Origin of the sequence: Candidatus Legionella polyplacis (genome assembly GCF_037013735.1) — a bacterium.
In the GTDB taxonomy this organism is placed as follows: Bacteria; Pseudomonadota; Gammaproteobacteria; order Legionellales; family Legionellaceae; genus Legionella_E; species Legionella_E polyplacis_A.
In genome coordinates, this window is sequence record NZ_CP135136.1 from 1 (window position 1) to 19,034 (window position 19,034).

Genomic DNA, 19,034 nt, shown 5'->3' on the forward strand with positions numbered 1-19,034 from the left:
ATGAATATTCATAAGATTTTTATGCGATTAGCTCTTAAACAAGCTTGGTTAGGAAAAGGTTTTTGTTCTCCAAATCCAAGTGTAGGAGCAGTAGTGGTGAAAGATAATAAAATTATAGCTAAATCTTATCATCGTGGATTTGGATCTGAACATGCAGAAGTTTCTGTATTAAAAAAAATACCTACAAATATAAAACATTTGATCATGTATGTTACATTAGAGCCTTGTAATCATTGGGGAAAAACTCCACCATGTGTTAATGCTATTATAGCTTATGGTGTATACAAAGTTGTATATGGTTTTCCTGATCCAAATTTTATTGTAAAGAAAAATAATACATCTAAAATTCTACAAAATGCTGGAATTAAAGTTATATATTTTCCTTTAGAAGAAGTTAATTCTTTCTATAAAAGTTATGATTATTGGGTTAAAAATAAAAAACCATGGATCACAGCAAAAATAGCACAGTCATTAAATGGAAAAATTTCATTTTTAAAAAATAAAGAACGATGTTTAATTTCTAATAAGTTATGTTCAGAATTTACTCATAAACAACGTTTGTATAGTGATGTGATATTAACTACATCAAAGACTATAGAACGAGATAATCCATTGTTAAATGTTAGATTAAGAAATAAAAGTATTAAAAAGCCTATAGCCATATTAGATCGTTCTTTATCTTTGAATAAAGATATGAGAGTTTTTTATAGTGCGAAATCTTGTTATATATATTATGATTCTAAGTATGATATTAAAAATATCATTAATAATTGTTATTATTATCCAGTTAGAAGTAGTGCTAATTTTTTAGATATAAAAACTATTATTAGTCATTTAGGAAATATGGGGTATCATGATGTTTGGGTAGAAGCAGGTGGAAAATTATTTTCTAATTTACATTATTATAATTTAGTACAATGCACATACGTATATATAGCTCCTAGATTATTATTAGGGAAAGCTATTTCAGCTTTTCAAAGACAAATTGATTTTTGTAGATCAAAAAAAATATATTGGAAAATAAAAAAAGATAATGCTATTCTTTGTATAGAATGGAATTAAAGAATATTTTTAAGATATTTATTTTTAAAAAGGTTTTAGATGGATGTATAACTAATTTAATTTTTAAAAAATATTTTTATGGTGAAAAAAATTTTTAATGTTTTAATTTATTTTTTTGGATTTGGCTTTGGGAGTGGTTTTATTCCTAAAGCACCAGGTAGTTTTGCTACTGTGGTTTCAATTCCTATATATTTATTTTTAGTTTCATTTTGTTCTTTAAAATTGTATGTTTTTCTATGCATATTTTTTTTTTATTGGTATTTTTATTGTTAATAATACTTCTAATATTACTGGATTATGTGATGATAAAAGAATTGTTTTTGATGAAATTGTTGGTTATTTTATAGCAATGTCAGTAAGTTTTACAAATGAAGCATGTGATATAATAATTAGTTTATTTTTATTTAGGTTATTTGATATATTAAAGCCTATTCCAATTTGTTTTATTGATTATAATATTAAAAATGGGTTAGGAATAATGATGGATGATCTTTTTGCAGCTTTATTTGTAGTATTTTTTAAAAAATATATTTTATATATTTGAGTTATATTTTTAGATATGAGCTATAAGTATATAATATTTTTCAAAAAAATTTTATTTTTTGATACATGATATTTATATAATATTATTTGGTATTTCAAATGTTATTTAAAAATAATTTGCAAGTTTATATATTAAAATATAGTAAAATATTAATATTGTTTTATAATATAAGGAAAATAATAGTATGTTCACTGGTATAATTGAAGATAGGGGAAGAATAGTTTGTAATATTATTAAGAAATATACAAGACGTTTAATTATTAAATCGAAATTTAATGATTTATGTATAGGAGAAAGTATATCTGTTAATGGAGTATGTTTAACATTATTTGCTAAAAAAAAAGAGGGTTTTTTAATGTTTGATGTTTCTCCAGAAACATTGCTTTGTACTACGTTAAAAAAATTAAAGGTTGGAGATATTGTTAATCTTGAGAGAGCTATGCCAGCATATGGAAGATTTGGTGGCCATTATTTAACAGGGCATATAGATTCTATTGCTATAGTAAAGGAAAAAAATATTTTTGAAAATTGTGTAGAATTAGTAGTTGGAGATTTTTCTAATTCTTTTTTGCCTTATGTTTTTATAAAAGGTAGTATTGCTTTAGATGGGGTAAGCTTGACTATTAATAATATTATAGATGGAAATATTAAATTAATGTTAATTCCTCATACATTAAAAATTACTACAATTAATTATTTTAAGTTAGGCCAACGTTTAAATGTTGAATTTGATTATTTAACTAGAGTAGTACTACATCAATTAAAAACTTTAAATGTTATAAAAATGAATCAATTGAAGTATAATTAGTTTTTATATATTAAGTTTATTATGTAAAGATAGTTTAGTAGAAAAAATATAAATATATATGTTTTATGTATCGATCTAATATGGGTAATGATAAAATGAGTAATCAAAAAACAAATGTTAGTTTAATTAAATCTTTTCCTATAGGTATAGTAGTGAGTTATTTTAATTATGACATTACATCATTATTAAAAAATAGTACATTATCTTATATGGGTGAGTTAGGTTTCCTTCAAAAGGATATAATCTTAATTGAAGTTCCTGGAGCAATTGAAATTCCATTAATTGTAAAGAGATTAGCAATTAGTAACAAAGTAAAAGTTATTATTACTTTAGGTTCAGTTATTAAAGGAAATACAGATCATTACAATTATGTTTGTCAGCAAGTTAGTTATGGTTGTCAAAAAGTAGCTATTACTTTTAATATTCCAGTAATTTTTGGTATTTTAACTACTGACAATGAAAAGCAGGCTTTAGAACGTATTAACGGAAAATTTGGATGTAAAGGAAGAGAAGTGGTAGATTGTGCTTTATCTATGTTTAATATTTTAAACAAGTATTTTTAATAAATTTTAAATACTTATAAAGTTAACCATTAATTATATTTTTTTTTAAGTACTTTTAATATTTGTATATTTTTTAAAAATTGTTAAATATATATTATATAAGTGATATTAATTAATACATATTATTATATGTGTGATGTTTGTTGGTGAATATATGTTAATAATAATAATTATACATAGAAAATATGTTTATGTTTTAGAATAGAATATTGAAAAAAATAATTTTTTTTAAAAGAAGACAAGCAAGAAGGTTAGTATTACAGGCTCTTTATCAATGGTTAATGTCTGAATATGATATTAGAGATATTGAATTACAATTTCGTGTTCTTTATGATTCGGGGAAAATAGATATATTGTATTTTAGGTATTTATTATTTGGAATAGTAAATTCATTAAAAATTATAGAGGGTTATTTAATAATGTTTCTTGACAGAACTATTAAAAGTTTAACTCCAATTGAATTAACAACATTAAGAATAGGAACATTTGAATTAATTTACTGTGTTTATATACCTTATAAGGTTATTTTGAGTGAGTCTATATTATTAAATAAAGAATTTGGATCTAATGAAGGTTATCGTTATGTAAATGGTGTATTGAATAATGTGGCTAAAAAGGTAAGAAGATTTGAATTGAAATGAAGTATGTTTTTTATATAAAAAATATATTGTATCTTGTAAATAAGTAAATACTTTTATTATTTAACATGTCATAAAATATTTTAATCATAAGTGTTTATTATGTTTTATGTTAAATTAAGAAATTTTATAGAGATTTAGGAGTAGTTATAGTATGAAAAATCCTTTTATAAGTATAGATAAGGCTTTAATGGTTTTAAAATCTGGAAAAATGATTGTTTTAATGGATGATGAAAATAGAGAAAATGAGGGAGATTTAGTTGTTGCTGCTGAATTTGTTACTCCTGAAATAATTAATTTTATGAGTAAATTTGGAAGAGGATTAATTTGCATGCCTATGGATCGTTCATTAGTAAATAAATTTAAATTACCAATGATGGTAAATAATAATAAATCTCCATATGGAACTGCTTTTACTGTTTCTATAGAAGCAGCACATGGAGTATCTACTGGTATATCAGCTTATGATAGAGCTCATACTATTAAAGTAGCGGTATCTGCATTGAGTAAATCGGATGATATTATTTCTCCAGGACATGTTTTTCCTTTGTTGGCTAAAGAAAATGGTGTATTGGATAGAGCTGGACAAACTGAAGCTAGTATAGATTTAGTAAAATTGGCTGGATTAAGACCTGCTTCTGTTATTTGTGAAATTATTAATGAAAATGGAACAATGAGTAGACTTAATGATTTAATTCTTTTTTCAAAAAAATATGATATAAATCTTGTAAATATTCGTGATCTTATTGATTATAGAATTAAAAATGAAAAATTGATTTCTGAAATAGAAACGATTCGTTTGCCATTAAAAAATTATGGAGAATTTTTTATGACAGTATATTCTAATGTTATAGATAATAATGAACATTTTATATTAACAAAATTATCGGAATTACATGATGAAATTCCATTGGTTCGTATTCATTCTGAATGTATTACTGGAGATGTATTTGGATCATGTAAATGTGATTGTGGAATGCAATTACATAAAGCTTTATATGAAATCAATTGTAAGGGAGGGATTTTAATTTATTTAAGACAAGAAGGAAGAGGAATTGGTTTATCTAATAAATTAAAAGCATATGCTCTTCAAGAAAAGGGATATGATACAGTAGAGGCTAATTTAAAATTAGGTTTACCGGCAGATAATCGTGATTATTCTGTTGCTTTTCAAATATTAAAATATTTAAATTTTAATAAAATAAGATTATTAACTAATAATCCTGAGAAAGTTATAGCATTAGAGAAATATGGCATTAATATTGTTGAACGTTTACCATTGGTTATTAATGCAACGGATGATAATAGGATTTATTTAAAAACAAAACAAAAAAAATTAGGACATTTATTAAGAATAAAATAAATGATCATTTAAAAATATTAAGCTTAACAAAACTTTTTATTTTAAGTTTTAAGTTAAGATTTGATTTTAAATAAATTTCTACAAATAAAATTAGTGTTGTTTTTAACATATTTTGTTTGAGATATAAAATTAACTATCAATGTATTTGTTTTTTATAAAATAAATTTTGTATGACAAATTATATATTTGTTACAGGGGGAGTTGTTTCTTCTTTAGGGAAAGGAATTACTTCTGCTTCCCTTTCAGCTATTCTTGAAGCTAGAGGTGCTTCTATTACATTAATTAAATTAGATCCCTATATCAATGTTGACCCTGGAACTATGAATCCTTTTCAACATGGAGAGGTTTTTGTAACTCATGATGGGGCAGAAACAGATTTAGATTTAGGTCATTACGAAAGATTCGTTAAAACTACCATGACTAAACTTAATAATTTTACTTCTGGTAAGATTTATGAATCTGTTATTAAAAAAGAGCGAAGGGGAGATTATTTAGGTGATACAGTTCAGGTAATACCTCATGTTACTGATGAAATTAAATATCTTATTAGAAAAGGCTCTCAAGGATTTGAAATAGTTATAGTTGAAATAGGTGGTACAGTTGGAGATATAGAATCATTGCCTTTTTTAGAAGCAATTCGTCAAATGAGAATGGAATTAGGAGTAGAAAAATCATTATTTATACACTTAACTCTTGTTCCATATATTATTTCATCTGGTGAAATAAAAACAAAGCCAACTCAACATTCAGTTAAAGAATTACGTTCTATTGGTATACAACCTGATATATTAATTGCTAGATCCAGAAAATCATTATCATTTTATGAAAAACAGAAAATTGCTTTATTTGCTAATATTGAGAAAAATAGTGTTTTTTCTTTAAAGGATGTTAGTAATATTTATCAAATACCATTGTTGTTGCATAAACAAGGTTTAGATAAGATAGTAGAAAAAAAATTAAAGTTAAAATTAAAACAAACTGATTTAAAAGATTGGAGAGATGTTGTAAAAGCTCAAGCATGTCAAACGATGACTGTAAAAATTGGTATAGTTGGAAAATATATAAAGTTAAATGATGCATATAAATCTATTAATGAGGCCTTATTGCATGCTGGAATTCATACAAAAACTAAGATTGATATTGTTTATATTGATGCTAATCTAATAAAGGATGATCAATGTGAATTATTTTTTTCAATGTTAGATGGGATTTTAGTTCCAGGTGGGTTTGGAGATAGAGGAATAAATGGTAAAATTGTATCAGTTCGTTATGCTAGGGAATTTAAAATTCCATTTTTAGGAATTTGTTTAGGAATGCAAATAGCTGTAATTGAATTTGCTAGAAATGTAGTAGGATTATATAAGGCTAATTCAACAGAATTTGATAAAAATACACTTTATCCAGTAATTGTGTTGATAGAAGAAAAACATTTTTGTTGTAAACATGATAAAATTTTTAATCATGTTAATATAGATAGTAATAATAATATTTTGAATGGTAAAATGCGATTGGGTGCCCAGGTATGTAAATTAAAAAAGAATTCTCTTATATATAAAATTTATAATAAATTAGAAATTATTGAGAGACATAGGCATAAATATGAAATCAACGATAAATATATTATGGATTTAAAGAAAAATGGATTATTAATATCTGGATATTCAGCTATAGATAATTTAGTTGAAGTTATTGAGATACCCAATCATCCTTGGTTTATTGGATGTCAGTTTCATCCAGAATTTCTTTCTACTCCTAGGAATAGTCATCCAATTTTTAAAAATTTTATTCTTGCAGCTCGTTTTTATCATCAAAATAAACATTAATTTTGAATTTTAAATAATCAAATTAATAATTTAAAATTTAATTATTATTAAAATGACATTTTTAGTTCTTGCCAATATTCATTATATAATTTTAAAATTTTTTCTCCTAAATCACGTTGAAAGTAAGCTCGATTTAATATATTACCAGATGGATAAATAATTGGATTTATTTTAATAGATTTTGGTAAAGACATAAAGCCTTTGTAATTTGTAATAGCTAAACCTTCATTTAAAGTAATTTGTTTGCTAATATTTGGTTGGAGTATAAAATTAATGAATTTATATGCTTCTTTTATATGAGGAGGATTCTTTGGAATTGCTAAGCAATCTATCCATACAATGAATCCTTCTTTTGGATAATAAAATTTGATATGTTTATTTTCTTTTTCAGATTTCAGAATATCAGAGTTCCAAACGGCACCTATAATGGCATCTTCATCCACAATAATAGATTGTACATTATCACTTGCAAATAACTTTATATTTGGTATAAGTTTTAATAGATGTTTAAAAGCTTGTTTTATATGATTAGGGTTTTTATCGTTCGGATTATATCCTAAGCTAATTAATGATATAGAAAATATTTCACGAGAATCATCAAGTAACATTAATTGATTTTTCCAGATTTTATTCCAAAAATTTTTCCAAGAATTAGGTGGTGAATTAATTTTTGTATTATTATAAAAAATTCCAGTGACTCCCCATGTAATAGGCACACTATATTGATTGTTAAAATCGTAATAATGATGTAAAAAATGATAATCAAGATTTTTAAGATTTGGTAATTGTTGATGATTTATATGTTGTAACATACCTTGTACTTTCATTCTTTCTACAAAATAAGAAGATGGTAAAATAATATCATATATATTTGTTTTACTTGTTTTTAGTTTTGTATACATAGTTTCATTATTGTCGTAAGTAGAGAAATTAACTTGAATACCGGTTTCTTTTTCAAATTTTTGTATTATAGATTCAGGTATTTCTCCTCCCCAGATATAAATATTGATTATCGATTTCTTTGCAAAAACGCTATTATTAATAATAATTAGTAATAGCAATATAATAATGTTTTTCATTTAAATTGATTAGAAAATAAGTAGAAAATTATAAATGCTATTATTATTGATATTCCAATAGTAATGGAACATAATGCATTAATTTCCGGAGTAATTCCTGTTCTAGCTAAAGAATAAATTGTTAATGATAACAAATTAAAATTTGGTCCAGTTAAAAAATAACTAATAATAACATCATCAATAGAAATTGTAAAACATAATAATATAGAAATTAATATTGATGGCCATAATGTTGGAAATAATATTTTTTTTATCACAATTAGTTGTGTAGCTCCTAGATCAATAGCTCCAAAATATATATTGGAATCAATACTATTAAGATAATTGTTTATTATTAAAATAGAAGGAGGTAGACAAAAAGTAATATGTGCTATTAGTAAACTAATAAAACCAAGAGGGATAAAGATAGTACGAAAAAATAATAATAAAGAAATTCCAAATATTAAGTCAGGAATGACAATTAGTAAAATTAGTGTTAAATGTATACCATAATGGTGATAATTTGTATAGAAAAATAAATAAATACATGTAAAAAAAGCTATTAAGGTAGCAATAATAGAAGAACTTAATCCTAGTTCTATAGAATTTATGAAAGATATCCATAAAATATGATCGTGAAAAAGTTTTTTATACCATTTAAAAGTAAATCCATGCCATTGTAAAGAAAATTTGGAATCATTTATTGAATAAATTATTAATATTAATATTGGAAAATATAAAAAAAAATAAATAGTTATAATATATATTTTTTGTATAACGAATTTCATTTTATTTTTTATTGCTTTTATAATGATAAAATATAAATATTATTAAAGAAAAAATACTTAATATTATGTTTGTTGCTGACCCTTTTGGCCAATTTTCTAATGATAAAAATTGGTTTTGAATAAAATTTCCTAATAGCATTGATTTTGCTCCTCCAAGAATATTTGGAATATAAAACAGGGTCATAGATGGTAAAAAAACTAATAAGCATCCAGATATAATTCCAGGAACTGTATTTGGAAGAAAAATATAATAAAATATAATCCATTTATTTGCGCCTAAATCTTTTGCTGCATCGATAAGTTCAAAATTAAAATATTTCATATTTGTAAATAATGGCAAAACCATAAATGGAAATAGATTATAAACTAGTCCTATTAATACTGCAAAATTAGAATATAATATATGTAAAGGTGTTTTAATTATATGCAAATAGAAAAGTATTTTATTAATAATTCCTTTAAATTTGAGTATTGTTACTAATGAATAAGTGCGTATTAATGAATTAGTCCAAAATGGTATAATAATAAATATTATTAATAAAGACTGATATTTTGATCTTACTAGTACATAGCTAAATGGATAAGCAATGATCAAACATAATGTTGTAGTTAGTAAAGCAATAAATAATGATTTAAAAAAAATTTTTGCAAACATTGGGAGAAATAATTCTTTATAATTATTTAAAGTTAACGGTAAAGAAAATAAACTTATACTATTCTTGGTAAAGAAACTAATAATAAACATTAAGCTTAGTGGAAGAATAGCAAAAAAAATGAGCCAAATATAAATGAAGTATATTGGTATAAATTTAAAATTTTTTTTCATATGGAAGTAAAATTTCGTTTCCTAAAAACCAATAAATCCAAATTTTTTGGTTTATACAATATTTTGATGATTCATTGTTTTCATTAAAAATTTTGATAGTATTTATAATTTTTCCTGAATTTAATAAAATTTTAAAGTTTATTGTCGATCCTTTATATATTATGTCTATAATTTTACCAGGTAAAATATTTATATTTGTGATATTTTTCTTTTGTATTGTTTTAGATTTTGATAAATATATATTTTCTGGTCTTATTATAAGGTAGAGATAATCATTAAGTTTATAATTATTTATATTTATAAAAGATAATATTATAGATTCTATTTTTGCCATAAAAATATTTTTATTAATTTTTAGGACTTTTATATAAAAGATATTTGTATCTCCTATAAATTTTGCAACATAAATATTAATAGGTGATTTATAAATTTCTTTTGGAGTGCCTATTTGTTCAATTTTTCCACAATTAAGAATGGCAATTCGATCGGAAATAGATAGTGCTTCTTCTTGGTCATGTGTAACAAATATAAAAGTTATTTTTAGTTTTTTTTGTAATTTTTTTAATTCATATTGCATATTTTTTCTAAGATGATAGTCAAGTGAACTTAATGGTTCGTCTAATAGTAATACTTTTGGATGGTCAATAATTGCTCTGGCAATAGCTACTCTTTGTTTTTGACCACCGCTTAAGTTTTTTATGTTATTTTTTGCAAAATTTTCTAGTTCTACTAGTTGTAGTATTTTATTAACACGGTTAATAATTTCTTTTTTTTTTATATTTTTGCAGTGTAGGGCAAAGGCTATGTTATCTTGAACGGATAAATGATTAAATAAAGCATAATTTTGAAATACTGTGTGTATTTCACGTTTTTGAGGTGGTATAGTGTTAATTTTTTTTTCATTTATAAAAATATCCCCGGAAGATGGATTTTCAAATCCAGAAATTAAACGTAATAAAGTTGTTTTTCCGCACCCGGATGGTCCTAATAAGGTTAAAAATTCACCATGAAATACAGATAAATTGAGATTATTTATAATAATTTTTTTTTCATAAGTTTTTGAAAGATGTTTAATTTTTATTAGTGGAATCATTGTCATTTTAATATAATAAATAATTTTTGTGGCAGTTATAAATAAATTATTGATTCATTGTTTTTTTAATTTATGTAATTTTAAATTAAATAATTATATATAAATTATATTATAAATATAAAATTTTTTTATAAAAAAGAAATTTTATAAATTTAATGTTTTTTTGTAAAACATTTATCTTATTATTTTAAATATAATATATGTATATTCTGTTGATTTTTTAGAATAGTCGGGAAATAATATTTAGATATTTTATGATATGAAAAAAGATTTTTATTTCTTTGTTAATTCTATTTCTACTGATTCAATTTTTTTAAATCTTTTGCTAATTTTTTTAGATGATATGTGTATTTCATTAGTGTCTTGATATGCTAAATTAATGTGTTTAGAAAGTTTGTCCATTCGTTGTTCAAATCGTTGAAAATCGTAAGAAAGAATTTCTAAATGTTTTTTAATGATATGTGTTTGTTTTTTTGTATCGATATCTTTTAAAATTGTTCTTGCTGTTGTTAAAATAGCCATTAAAGTTGTAGGAGAAGTAATCCAAACGCGTAAACTATGTGATAAGTTAATGATTTCTGGATAATTTGCATGGATTTCAGAAAATATTGATTCTGATGGTATAAACATTATAGCGCTATCTGTTGTTTCATTTAGTACAATATATTTTTCCGCAATATCTTTAATATGTTTTTGTACATCTTGTTTAAATTGTTGCCTAAGATTTTTTTTTTCTATTTCAGAAATATTATTGTTCATTAATTTTTTATAAGTTTCTAATGGAAATTTAGCATCAATGACTATATGCCCATTAGGTTCTGGCATAAACAATATACAATCAGCTCTTTTTTGATTACTTAAAGTGTATTGAGTTTGATAATGGTTTTTTGGAATTGCATTAGCTATAAGGGTGTTTAGTTGAATCTCTCCAAAAAGTCCTCTAGATTTTTTATCTGTTAAAATATCTTGTATGCTAATGATATTCATTGATAATTGTGATATTTTTTTTTGTGCTTCATCAATAATAGTGAGTTGTTGCATTATGTTAGTAAACATTGGAGTATTTTTATTTAATTCATTAGTAAATTTATGATCTATTTGTTGTATTAAATTTTTAAAATTTAAATGTATTTCTTGGTTAATAAAATGAAAATTAGATGATAATAAATTTATACATTGAGTAAAATTATAATTTACTTGATCGTAAACGTTTTTGATTTCTTGTTTGATTATGTTATTAATATTATTTAATATATTTATTTTTTTTTCTGCTTCAATATCATTTATATCTTTTTGTATTTTGTAACAAATAGTTTGTAAATTAATTTCAATATTTTTGTTTTGATTTTCAATATTTATTTTGAGTTCGTTTAAATTTTTTTTTATAAAAAGTTTTTGTTTAAATTGATAGTTTATTATCCATACAATAAGTAATATTTCGATAATATTTATAAAAAATATTTTTTTGAAATATATATTTGACAAGTAATAAATCATTTTATAAGAAAGAAATTTTATTTAGTAATAATAATAGTTAATATATGTAAAGTATTTTTGCCTTTTTATTTTATAAAAATAAAAGTTTTATTTCAATATTGTTTATTTAAGAAATAGTAAATATGTAAGTTTAATAATTTCGATTTAAAGAAAAATATGCAAGCTTTTTCAAAGCGTTTTTATAAATACTTTCTGGTATATATTTTAGATATGAAATAGCTCGTAATATTTCAATTCTTGCATATTTTTTTGTTGCTTCTATAGCTTTTGTTTCTTTGATTATAATTAATATTTTATTGAAATTATTTAAATTTCTTTCTTTAATATTTTGAAATATTACCTTTTTTTGTTCTTTTGTTCCAGATTTTAATGCATATAGCAATGGAAAGGTAATTTTTCCATTAAAAAAATCTTTTCCAATATTTTTTCCTACCATTTTTGTTTCCAAAGAATAATCTAATGCATCATCAATTAATTGAAAGGCATTTCCTAAATGTAATCCGTAATTGTATAAATTTGTTATAATTTTTTTATGAGAATTACTAATAAATGCTCCAATTGCTGCTGATGTTGCAAATAATAAAGCTGTTTTTTTTTTAATAATATCAAAATATTCTGTAATTGATAATGAAATATTGTATTGATTAGTTAATTGTTTGATTTCTCCACAACTTATTTGATATGAAGTATCTGATAGTAATTTTAGTATTTCAGGATGATTTATATCTACCATAATTTGTATAGTTTGTGTAAATAAATAATCGCCTACTAAAATACTAGCTTTACTTCCCCAGATTTGATTTGCTGTTTCATGTCCTCTTCTCAATGAAGATTCATCAATTACGTCATCATGTAATAATGTAGCTGTATGAAAAAATTCAATCATTGCTGCTAATCTTATATGATTTGATCCTTTATACCCGCAAGAATGACTAGATAATAAAACTAACAGTGGTCTTAAACGTTTTCCTCCGTTTTTAATTATATAATTTGTTAGACTATTGATTAGTTTAATTTTAGAATGTAATTTATTTAATATTAATTCATTGACTTTATTTAGATCTTTATGGACTAATGTTTTTATATAAGTAATTGTCATTTAATTTTTATTAAATGTTGTAGCGAAAGTACACAATATCTCCATCTTGAATGGTATAATGTTTTCCTTCAATTTTTAATTTTCCAATAGATTTAATTATTTTACAATCTTTATAAGTTATAAAATCTTCATAAGATATAATTTCTACTCGAATAAAACCTTTTTTAAAATCACTGTGAATATTCTTTGCAGCTTGAATAGCAATATTTTGTTTCTCTATAATCCAAGCATGAGCTTCTTTTTTATTAATTGTATAGTAAGTACAAAGTTCAAGTGTTTTATATACTGTATATATAATATTGTTTATATCTAGTATAGAATTTTTTTGATTGTCTATAATAATTTCATTTTTACTATTTTTATTTAATTTTTTCAATGTAAATTGAGTTTTTATATCTATAGGAATACATATTATATTTTTTGTTTTTGCAAATTCTATTATTTGATTTAATAGATAGTTTTTTTTATTTTTATAAGAATTTTTATTAGAAATATTAGCTATATAAATAATAGGTTTGTAAGTTAATAAATATAAGTTATGAATAATTTTTTTTTCTTGAGAATTTAATTTTAAATTTCTTGCTGGAAATCCAGTATTTAAATATTTTTTTATTTTTTCTAATGTATTTTTTTGAAAATAAGTTTCTTTATTTTTAATGTTTTTTATTTTACTTAATGCATTATCAATAGTATTTATGTCAGAAAAAATTAATTCCATATCAATGGTTTCGATATCGTTTATTGGATTAATAATATTGTTATAATGAATAATTTTTTCATTGATGAAACAACGTACAACATGTATAATAATATGTACGTTTCTTATGTTAGATAAAAATTGATTTCCTAATCCATCTCCTTTTGAAGCTCCTTTGATTAATCCTGCAATATCGATAAATGTTAAATTTGAAAATTTTATTTTTTTAGGTTTTATTATTTTTTTTATTTTTAATAATCTTAAATCAAATATTTCAGCAGTAGCAATGTTGGGTTTTATTGTACAGAATAAATAATTATCAGCATTAACATTAGATTGTGTAATTAAATTAAATAATGTTGATTTTCCTACGTTAGGCAATCCAATTATTCCACATTTATAATTCATAATTAATTTTTGTATATAAAAAATAATTTATTTATTTTATTTAAAATAATATGTTAATTTAAAATTAAAATTTTTTTTAATGTTATTATATTTATTACTTTTAAATTTATATTTATTTTTAAGTTGGTGTTTTGGGTTTGTTTATAATAGATAGAAATATATTTATTCCTTTTAAGATAGCTTTTAAAATAAGTTTTTTTTCAAATAATGTTGGTTCACTTAAAACATAGTATTGTAATATTTCACGTTTATATATAAATGATTTAATTCCTAAACGTATTCTATAAAATTCTTTGTTACCTAAGGTATTTATTACATTTTTTACTCCATTATGCCCTTCATGACTGCCTCCAAATTGTAATTTAATTTTTCCGACAGGTAATTTGATATCGTCATGAGAAATTAATATATTGTTTGGATGAATTTTATAGAAATCTGTTATTTTTTTTATTGATAATCCATTTAGATTCATAAAATTTAGAGGTAGTAATGCTTTACATGTATAGTTATTAATATTTAAAGTATATAGTTCACTACCAAATTTTTTTTTATATTTATAATCAGTATTATATTTTTTTACTAATTTTTTAATAAACCATTCACCGACATTATGTCTAGTTTTTGAATACTGTTTACCAGGATTTCTTAATCCTATAATAAGTTTTATTGTCATGATTTTTTTTGTAAATTAATATCGTTATTGCTTTCTTTATCAGTAGTAGGTTCTTCTGTTTTAGAATGTTTAACGATATTTATTCCGACTACAGATGTATTATAGTTTGGATTAGAAGTATCAATTGTTAATTTAATTTTTTCTGGTAATTTTAAGTCAAATAAATGAATAGTTTCTCCTAATTTTATGTTAGCTAAATCTACAGTAATAAAATTTGGTAAATATTGAGCTTGACATTTAATTTCTACATAGTGAATAGAGTATGTTATGATTCCTCCTAATTTTACTCCGATTGATTTTTCTTTATTGATGAATTTTATTGGAATTCGTGTAGTAATTATACTTTTTTCAGATAGATTTTGTAAATCTATATGCAAGATAATTGGTTTATAAGGATGATATTGTATATGTTTAATAATTACATTGTAGAATTTATTTTCTATGTTTAATTTAAAAATATTTAAATTAATATTTTTATTATTTAAAAGTTTGTATATTTTATTTTCTGAAAAATAAAGATGTATGGTTTTTTTATTTTTTTCATATAAAACTGCTGGTATTTTTTTTTCTAAATTACGCATACGACGACTATTTCTTTTTCCTAATTTTTTTCTTAGTTTTGCTTCTAAAATAATATCTAGCATATTATCTCCAATTAAATATATTTTAATTTTTATTTTTCTTAAATAGAATAAGAAGTTTTAATGATATATTTTAACTTAAAATAAGTTGAAATTATTAAAAAATTTTTATAAAATACTGGTTTTTGATAAATTTTGTTTTTTATTAAAATATCTTTGGTAACTGTTAAATTTTTATTTAGAAAAAGTTAAGATTTTTAGATCTTGGGGATTATATATGAATGCTGTAATTTTATTAGGAGGAAAACAATATTCTATAAAAATAGGAGATTTGTTAATTGTAGAATTATTGTCAGTTAAGATTAAAAAGGAATTAAATATCAAAGATGTATTATTAATTTTTGATAATAATAAATGTTTAATTGGTAACCCATTTGTACAGAATTCTTTTGTTAAAATAAAGATTTTAGAACATTTGAAACATGATAAAATTACGGTATTAAAATTTAAGCGTAGGAAACATTATATAAAGCGCTTTGGACATAGACAATGTTGTACTAAAATACAAGTATTGGATATTAACTATAATAATAGTTAGGGAATTATAAGTTTATGGCACATAAGAAAGCTGCAGGTAGTACTAGAAATGGTAGAGATTCAAAACCAAAGTATCTTGGAATAAAAATATATGGTGGTCAATTGGTAAAACCAGGTAATATTATTTTAAGACAACGTGGAACTAAATTTCATTGTGGAAAATACGTTAAGTGTGGAAGAGATCATACTTTATATTCTACTACTTTTGGAATGGTATCTTTCTATAGGTGTAAAAGAAAAAAGCGTATTTATGTATCTATTGTACAATAACAACTGAATTTATCATAATTTAATTATAAGATTAATTTATATTATATATATTATTATTTTCTAATGAATAATAGACAAATATGAAATTTGTTGATGAAGCTTTTATAACTGTTGAATCTGGAAAGGGTGGAGATGGTTGTTTGAGTTTTAGAAGGGAAAAATATATTCCTCGTGGAGGACCTAATGGTGGAGATGGAGGAAAAGGTGGTAGTATTTATTTAAAAGGAAATAAAAATTTAAATAATTTGTTAAGTTTTAGAAATAAAAAATATTATAAAGCTCAAGATGGTTGTTCTGGAATGAGTAATGGAAAAACAGGAAAATCTGGAAAAAATCTTGTCATTTATGTTCCTATTGGAACTATGGTATTTAATGGAACTACTAATAATCTCATTGGAGATATAAAAACTGTAAGTGATTTATTGTTAATAGCTAAAGGAGGAAAAAATGGAATAGGAAATATTCATTTTAAAACAAGTACTAATCAATATCCAATACAAAGAACATTAGGTTGTTTGGGAAAAAAATATTATTTACGTTTAGAATTGAGAGTGTTAGCAGATATTGGATTATTAGGTTTGCCAAATTCTGGTAAATCAACCTTGATAAATTCTGTTTCAAATACTAAATCTAAAATAGCAGATTATCCATTTACTACATTATATCCAATATTAGGAGTATTTTTTGTATCTTCCAATAAGAAATTTATAATAGCGGATATTCCTGGTTTAGTTAAAGAATCATCTAGCGGATATGGACTTGGATTTAATTTTTTAAAGCATTTATCGAGAACACGAATACTTTTCCATATGGTAGATATTAGTTTATATAATGATTATGGAGAAGATAAGGTAATAGAATCTATAAATATTATAGATAATGAAATAAAAAAATATAATATAGATTTATATAGTAAATTACGTTGGTTAATTTTTAATAAAATTGATTTGTTTTTAGATAAAAACAATGTGAAACACACAGTAAATAATATAATAAACAAAATACAATGGAGAGATAAATTTTTTTTAATTTCAGCTTCAACTGGTGAGGGAATTAAAAAAATTGTTGATGCGTTAAAAAAATTATAATTTTTATTGAAATTTGATATTAGTAAGTGATTTTACTAAAATTTAGTTAGTTTTTGAATAAATAGATTGTGTAAATTAATTATTATTGATATTATAATAAATAATTTTTATTTTTAATAAAAATAATATTTGTTATTTATATAATATTATATTAGCCATAAATGATATAGAATATATAAAATAATATGAGATACTATGAGTTAGTCATTTTAATTCATCCAGATAAAAGTGATCATTTGATTCAAATAATAGATAAATATGAAAAAATAGTTTTAGAATCAGATGGTGAAATTTGTTATAAGGAAGATTGTGGAAGGCGACAATTAGCATATACTATTAGAAATGTATATAAAGCTAATTATTATTTATTATATATTAAATGTGATAGGAAAATTATTAATAATGTAAATAATATTTTAAAGTTTGATGAGAATGTAATTAGATTCTTAATTATAAAAAAGAACAAGATAATAAAAAAACCTTCTTTTTTATCTAAGAAAGATAATTATAACATGTAATGTATTTAATTTATTAAAAAGGTAATAAATTATTATGATAATAAATTCTTATAGAAAAAAGAGAATATATAAATTTAAAAATAATAAAGAGTTTGAAAATTTAACTTTTAAAGATATTAATATTTTAAAGAATTTTATTACAGAAACTGGAAAAATTATTCCTAGTAGGATAAGCGGTACTCCTATACGAATTCAAAGAAAAATAGCTAATTCTATTAAACATGCTAGATTTCTTGCTTTATTACCTTATTGTGATAATCATAGATGATTTAATATATAAGAAAAATAATGGTTTTTTACCATAGAAAATATTTACTTTTAGATAAAGTATTGTTTTTGTTTAAATTTTTGTTTTTGTGGGTTTGTATATTAATTAATTTAAAACTTTTAAAAATTTTTTTCATTACTTTAACAAATTAAAAATAATTTACCAAAATAATGAATACATATGTTTTATATAATATATAATTTATGTTATCACATTTTTTGATTTATTTTTAATAAAAGAGAAATTTTGTTTCTAATTTTTAGCTACATTATTAAAATTTGTTTAAAATATGGAGAGTATAAATTGTGGATATAGTTTTGTTAAAAACTGTAAAGAATCTTGGAAATACAGGGGATAAGATAAATGTATCATCTGGATATGCTAGAAATTATTTAATTCCTAAAAAAATAGCTGTATATTGTACAAAAAGTAATATTGAATTTTTTAAAAAACGACGAGCTTTTCTTGAGCAGAGAAAGCAAGAAGTTATAGATAATGCAAATCAACGTGCATTACATTTTAAAAATGTAATATTGACTATACCAGTTAAAACCAAAAATAAAACAGAATTATATGGTTCTATACGAGCATTAGATATACAGAAACAACTAAAAAAGCAAATGTTATATGTAAAAAAACGAGAAATTATTTTACCTTTAAAACAAATTCGTTGTATAGGAAATTACAAAATAAAGATAATGTTTTTTAAAAATATATATACAGAAATATCTCTGAATATTGTTTCTGAATAAAAGCTTTAATAGGTTGATCA

23 protein-coding genes are annotated in these 19,034 nt (G+C 22.3%); 13 read left to right on the plus strand and 10 right to left on the minus strand.

All coding sequences use genetic code 11. The features are described from left to right. Nucleotides 1-1,062 carry a bifunctional diaminohydroxyphosphoribosylaminopyrimidine deaminase/5-amino-6-(5-phosphoribosylamino)uracil reductase RibD gene (gene ribD, locus RQL38_RS00005; RefSeq protein WP_338521569.1) on the plus strand — a complete coding sequence of 354 codons (1,062 nt, stop codon included), beginning with the start codon at nucleotides 1-3 and terminating at the stop codon, nucleotides 1,060-1,062. Between the two features lie 107 nt (nucleotides 1,063-1,169). Here ribD and RQL38_RS00010 read toward each other — a convergent pair whose 3' ends face one another. Then, nucleotides 1,170-1,304, minus strand: a complete 135-nt coding sequence (locus RQL38_RS00010; protein WP_338521571.1) for a hypothetical protein — start codon at nucleotides 1,302-1,304, stop codon at nucleotides 1,170-1,172. On the opposite strand from RQL38_RS00010, the gene RQL38_RS00015 reads away from it, so the two are divergent. From RQL38_RS00015 to RQL38_RS00040, 6 genes are all read left to right on the plus strand, one after another. Continuing rightward, nucleotides 1,289-1,606 (plus strand): phosphatidylglycerophosphatase A, encoded by a 318-nt coding sequence (locus tag RQL38_RS00015; RefSeq protein WP_338521572.1) that lies wholly within the window; start codon nucleotides 1,289-1,291, stop codon nucleotides 1,604-1,606. The two genes, RQL38_RS00010 and RQL38_RS00015, sit on opposite strands and share 16 nt — an antisense overlap. Nucleotides 1,607-1,790: 184 nt before the next feature. Beyond that, nucleotides 1,791-2,414 carry a riboflavin synthase gene (locus RQL38_RS00020; RefSeq protein WP_338521574.1) on the plus strand — a complete coding sequence of 208 codons (624 nt, stop codon included), beginning with the start codon at nucleotides 1,791-1,793 and terminating at the stop codon, nucleotides 2,412-2,414. Nucleotides 2,415-2,479: 65 nt separating this feature from the next. Next, complete coding sequence (ribH, locus tag RQL38_RS00025) at nucleotides 2,480-2,977, plus strand: 6,7-dimethyl-8-ribityllumazine synthase (RefSeq protein ID WP_338521576.1); 498 nt, start codon at nucleotides 2,480-2,482, stop codon at nucleotides 2,975-2,977. Between the two features lie 209 nt (nucleotides 2,978-3,186). After that, nucleotides 3,187-3,618 (plus strand): transcription antitermination factor NusB, encoded by a 432-nt coding sequence (gene nusB, locus RQL38_RS00030; protein WP_338521578.1) that lies wholly within the window; start codon nucleotides 3,187-3,189, stop codon nucleotides 3,616-3,618. Between the two features lie 151 nt (nucleotides 3,619-3,769). Then, nucleotides 3,770-4,978: a 3,4-dihydroxy-2-butanone-4-phosphate synthase gene (gene ribB, locus RQL38_RS00035; RefSeq protein WP_338521580.1), complete on the plus strand. Its 1,209-nt coding sequence runs from the start codon at nucleotides 3,770-3,772 to the stop codon at nucleotides 4,976-4,978. A gap of 170 nt (nucleotides 4,979-5,148) precedes the next feature. Beyond that, complete coding sequence (locus tag RQL38_RS00040) at nucleotides 5,149-6,801, plus strand: CTP synthase (RefSeq protein WP_338521582.1); 1,653 nt, start codon at nucleotides 5,149-5,151, stop codon at nucleotides 6,799-6,801. 47 nt (nucleotides 6,802-6,848) lie between these two features. On the opposite strand, the gene RQL38_RS00045 is transcribed toward RQL38_RS00040, so the two are convergent. The 9 genes from RQL38_RS00045 to RQL38_RS00085 all read right to left on the minus strand — a co-directional run bounded on the left by RQL38_RS00045 (nucleotide 6,849) and on the right by RQL38_RS00085 (nucleotide 15,584). Further along, a complete protein-coding gene (locus RQL38_RS00045; protein ID WP_338521584.1) occupies nucleotides 6,849-7,880 on the minus strand; it encodes a spermidine/putrescine ABC transporter substrate-binding protein in 1,032 nt (343 codons plus the stop codon). Further along, nucleotides 7,877-8,647 carry an ABC transporter permease subunit gene (locus RQL38_RS00050; protein ID WP_338521585.1) on the minus strand — a complete coding sequence of 257 codons (771 nt, stop codon included), beginning with the start codon at nucleotides 8,645-8,647 and terminating at the stop codon, nucleotides 7,877-7,879. Before RQL38_RS00050 ends, RQL38_RS00045 begins: the two co-directional genes overlap by 4 nt. Before the next feature lies 1 nt (nucleotide 8,648). Continuing rightward, complete coding sequence (locus tag RQL38_RS00055; RefSeq protein WP_338521587.1) at nucleotides 8,649-9,473, minus strand: ABC transporter permease; 825 nt, start codon at nucleotides 9,471-9,473, stop codon at nucleotides 8,649-8,651. Next, nucleotides 9,457-10,566 carry a polyamine ABC transporter ATP-binding protein gene (potA, locus tag RQL38_RS00060; protein WP_338521589.1) on the minus strand — a complete coding sequence of 370 codons (1,110 nt, stop codon included), beginning with the start codon at nucleotides 10,564-10,566 and terminating at the stop codon, nucleotides 9,457-9,459. Before potA ends, RQL38_RS00055 begins: the two co-directional genes overlap by 17 nt. 273 nt (nucleotides 10,567-10,839) lie before the next feature. Next, the gene (locus RQL38_RS00065) at nucleotides 10,840-12,063 is read right to left on the minus strand and encodes a DNA recombination protein RmuC (protein ID WP_338521591.1); all 1,224 of its coding nucleotides are present in this window, start codon (nucleotides 12,061-12,063) and stop codon (nucleotides 10,840-10,842) included. A 130-nt stretch (nucleotides 12,064-12,193) separates the two neighbouring features. Next, on the minus strand, nucleotides 12,194-13,162 hold the full coding sequence (locus tag RQL38_RS00070) for a polyprenyl synthetase family protein (protein WP_338521593.1): 969 nt from the start codon (nucleotides 13,160-13,162) through the stop codon (nucleotides 12,194-12,196). Nucleotides 13,163-13,172: 10 nt separating this feature from the next. Continuing rightward, entirely contained in the window at nucleotides 13,173-14,267 is a 1,095-nt protein-coding gene (gene ychF, locus RQL38_RS00075) for a redox-regulated ATPase YchF (RefSeq protein ID WP_338521595.1), read from the minus strand. A gap of 118 nt (nucleotides 14,268-14,385) precedes the next feature. Then, on the minus strand, nucleotides 14,386-14,940 hold the full coding sequence (gene pth / locus RQL38_RS00080; protein ID WP_338521597.1) for an aminoacyl-tRNA hydrolase: 555 nt from the start codon (nucleotides 14,938-14,940) through the stop codon (nucleotides 14,386-14,388). Further along, nucleotides 14,937-15,584 (minus strand): 50S ribosomal protein L25, encoded by a 648-nt coding sequence (locus tag RQL38_RS00085; RefSeq protein ID WP_338521599.1) that lies wholly within the window; start codon nucleotides 15,582-15,584, stop codon nucleotides 14,937-14,939. Before RQL38_RS00085 ends, pth begins: the two co-directional genes overlap by 4 nt. 214 nt (nucleotides 15,585-15,798) lie before the next feature. Between RQL38_RS00085 and rplU the strand changes: the two genes are divergently transcribed. From rplU to rplI, 6 genes are all read left to right on the plus strand, one after another. Then, the gene (rplU, locus tag RQL38_RS00090; protein WP_338521601.1) at nucleotides 15,799-16,119 is read left to right on the plus strand and encodes a 50S ribosomal protein L21; all 321 of its coding nucleotides are present in this window, start codon (nucleotides 15,799-15,801) and stop codon (nucleotides 16,117-16,119) included. 14 nt (nucleotides 16,120-16,133) lie between these two features. Further along, complete coding sequence (gene rpmA, locus RQL38_RS00095; RefSeq protein ID WP_338521603.1) at nucleotides 16,134-16,388, plus strand: 50S ribosomal protein L27; 255 nt, start codon at nucleotides 16,134-16,136, stop codon at nucleotides 16,386-16,388. 80 nt (nucleotides 16,389-16,468) lie between these two features. After that, nucleotides 16,469-17,476: a GTPase ObgE gene (obgE, locus tag RQL38_RS00100; protein WP_338521605.1), complete on the plus strand. Its 1,008-nt coding sequence runs from the start codon at nucleotides 16,469-16,471 to the stop codon at nucleotides 17,474-17,476. A gap of 185 nt (nucleotides 17,477-17,661) precedes the next feature. Further along, complete coding sequence (gene rpsF / locus RQL38_RS00105; RefSeq protein ID WP_338521607.1) at nucleotides 17,662-17,994, plus strand: 30S ribosomal protein S6; 333 nt, start codon at nucleotides 17,662-17,664, stop codon at nucleotides 17,992-17,994. Between the two features lie 37 nt (nucleotides 17,995-18,031). Beyond that, complete coding sequence (gene rpsR, locus RQL38_RS00110) at nucleotides 18,032-18,262, plus strand: 30S ribosomal protein S18 (protein WP_422388211.1); 231 nt, start codon at nucleotides 18,032-18,034, stop codon at nucleotides 18,260-18,262. Between the two features lie 305 nt (nucleotides 18,263-18,567). Beyond that, entirely contained in the window at nucleotides 18,568-19,014 is a 447-nt protein-coding gene (gene rplI / locus RQL38_RS00115; protein ID WP_338521609.1) for a 50S ribosomal protein L9, read from the plus strand. Nucleotides 19,015-19,034 lie beyond the last annotated feature (20 nt).

Bases quoted from the DNA above. Each gene is read 5' to 3' on its own strand.
- RQL38_RS00045 (WP_338521584.1), bottom strand. From the start codon at position 7,880: ATGAAAAACATTATTATATTGCTATTACTAATTATTATTAATAATAGC.
- RQL38_RS00040 (WP_338521582.1), top strand. From the start codon at position 5,149: ATGACAAATTATATATTTGTTACAGGGGGAGTTGTTTCTTCTTTAGGG.
- RQL38_RS00015 (WP_338521572.1), top strand. From the start codon at position 1,289: ATGTTTTTCTATGCATATTTTTTTTTTATTGGTATTTTTATTGTTAAT.
- rpsF (WP_338521607.1), top strand. From the start codon at position 17,662: ATGAGATACTATGAGTTAGTCATTTTAATTCATCCAGATAAAAGTGAT.
- ychF (WP_338521595.1), bottom strand. From the start codon at position 14,267: ATGAATTATAAATGTGGAATAATTGGATTGCCTAACGTAGGAAAATCA.
- rplU (WP_338521601.1), top strand. From the start codon at position 15,799: ATGAATGCTGTAATTTTATTAGGAGGAAAACAATATTCTATAAAAATA.
- obgE (WP_338521605.1), top strand. From the start codon at position 16,469: ATGAAATTTGTTGATGAAGCTTTTATAACTGTTGAATCTGGAAAGGGT.
- RQL38_RS00085 (WP_338521599.1), bottom strand. From the start codon at position 15,584: ATGCTAGATATTATTTTAGAAGCAAAACTAAGAAAAAAATTAGGAAAA.
- RQL38_RS00020 (WP_338521574.1), top strand. From the start codon at position 1,791: ATGTTCACTGGTATAATTGAAGATAGGGGAAGAATAGTTTGTAATATT.
- RQL38_RS00055 (WP_338521587.1), bottom strand. From the start codon at position 9,473: ATGAAAAAAAATTTTAAATTTATACCAATATACTTCATTTATATTTGG.
- RQL38_RS00070 (WP_338521593.1), bottom strand. From the start codon at position 13,162: ATGACAATTACTTATATAAAAACATTAGTCCATAAAGATCTAAATAAA.
- potA (WP_338521589.1), bottom strand. From the start codon at position 10,566: ATGATTCCACTAATAAAAATTAAACATCTTTCAAAAACTTATGAAAAA.
- RQL38_RS00065 (WP_338521591.1), bottom strand. From the start codon at position 12,063: ATGATTTATTACTTGTCAAATATATATTTCAAAAAAATATTTTTTATA.
- rpmA (WP_338521603.1), top strand. From the start codon at position 16,134: ATGGCACATAAGAAAGCTGCAGGTAGTACTAGAAATGGTAGAGATTCA.
- ribD (WP_338521569.1), top strand. From the start codon at position 1: ATGAATATTCATAAGATTTTTATGCGATTAGCTCTTAAACAAGCTTGG.
- RQL38_RS00010 (WP_338521571.1), bottom strand. From the start codon at position 1,304: ATGCATAGAAAAACATACAATTTTAAAGAACAAAATGAAACTAAAAAT.
- ribB (WP_338521580.1), top strand. From the start codon at position 3,770: ATGAAAAATCCTTTTATAAGTATAGATAAGGCTTTAATGGTTTTAAAA.
- RQL38_RS00050 (WP_338521585.1), bottom strand. From the start codon at position 8,647: ATGAAATTCGTTATACAAAAAATATATATTATAACTATTTATTTTTTT.
- ribH (WP_338521576.1), top strand. From the start codon at position 2,480: ATGTATCGATCTAATATGGGTAATGATAAAATGAGTAATCAAAAAACA.
- pth (WP_338521597.1), bottom strand. From the start codon at position 14,940: ATGACAATAAAACTTATTATAGGATTAAGAAATCCTGGTAAACAGTAT.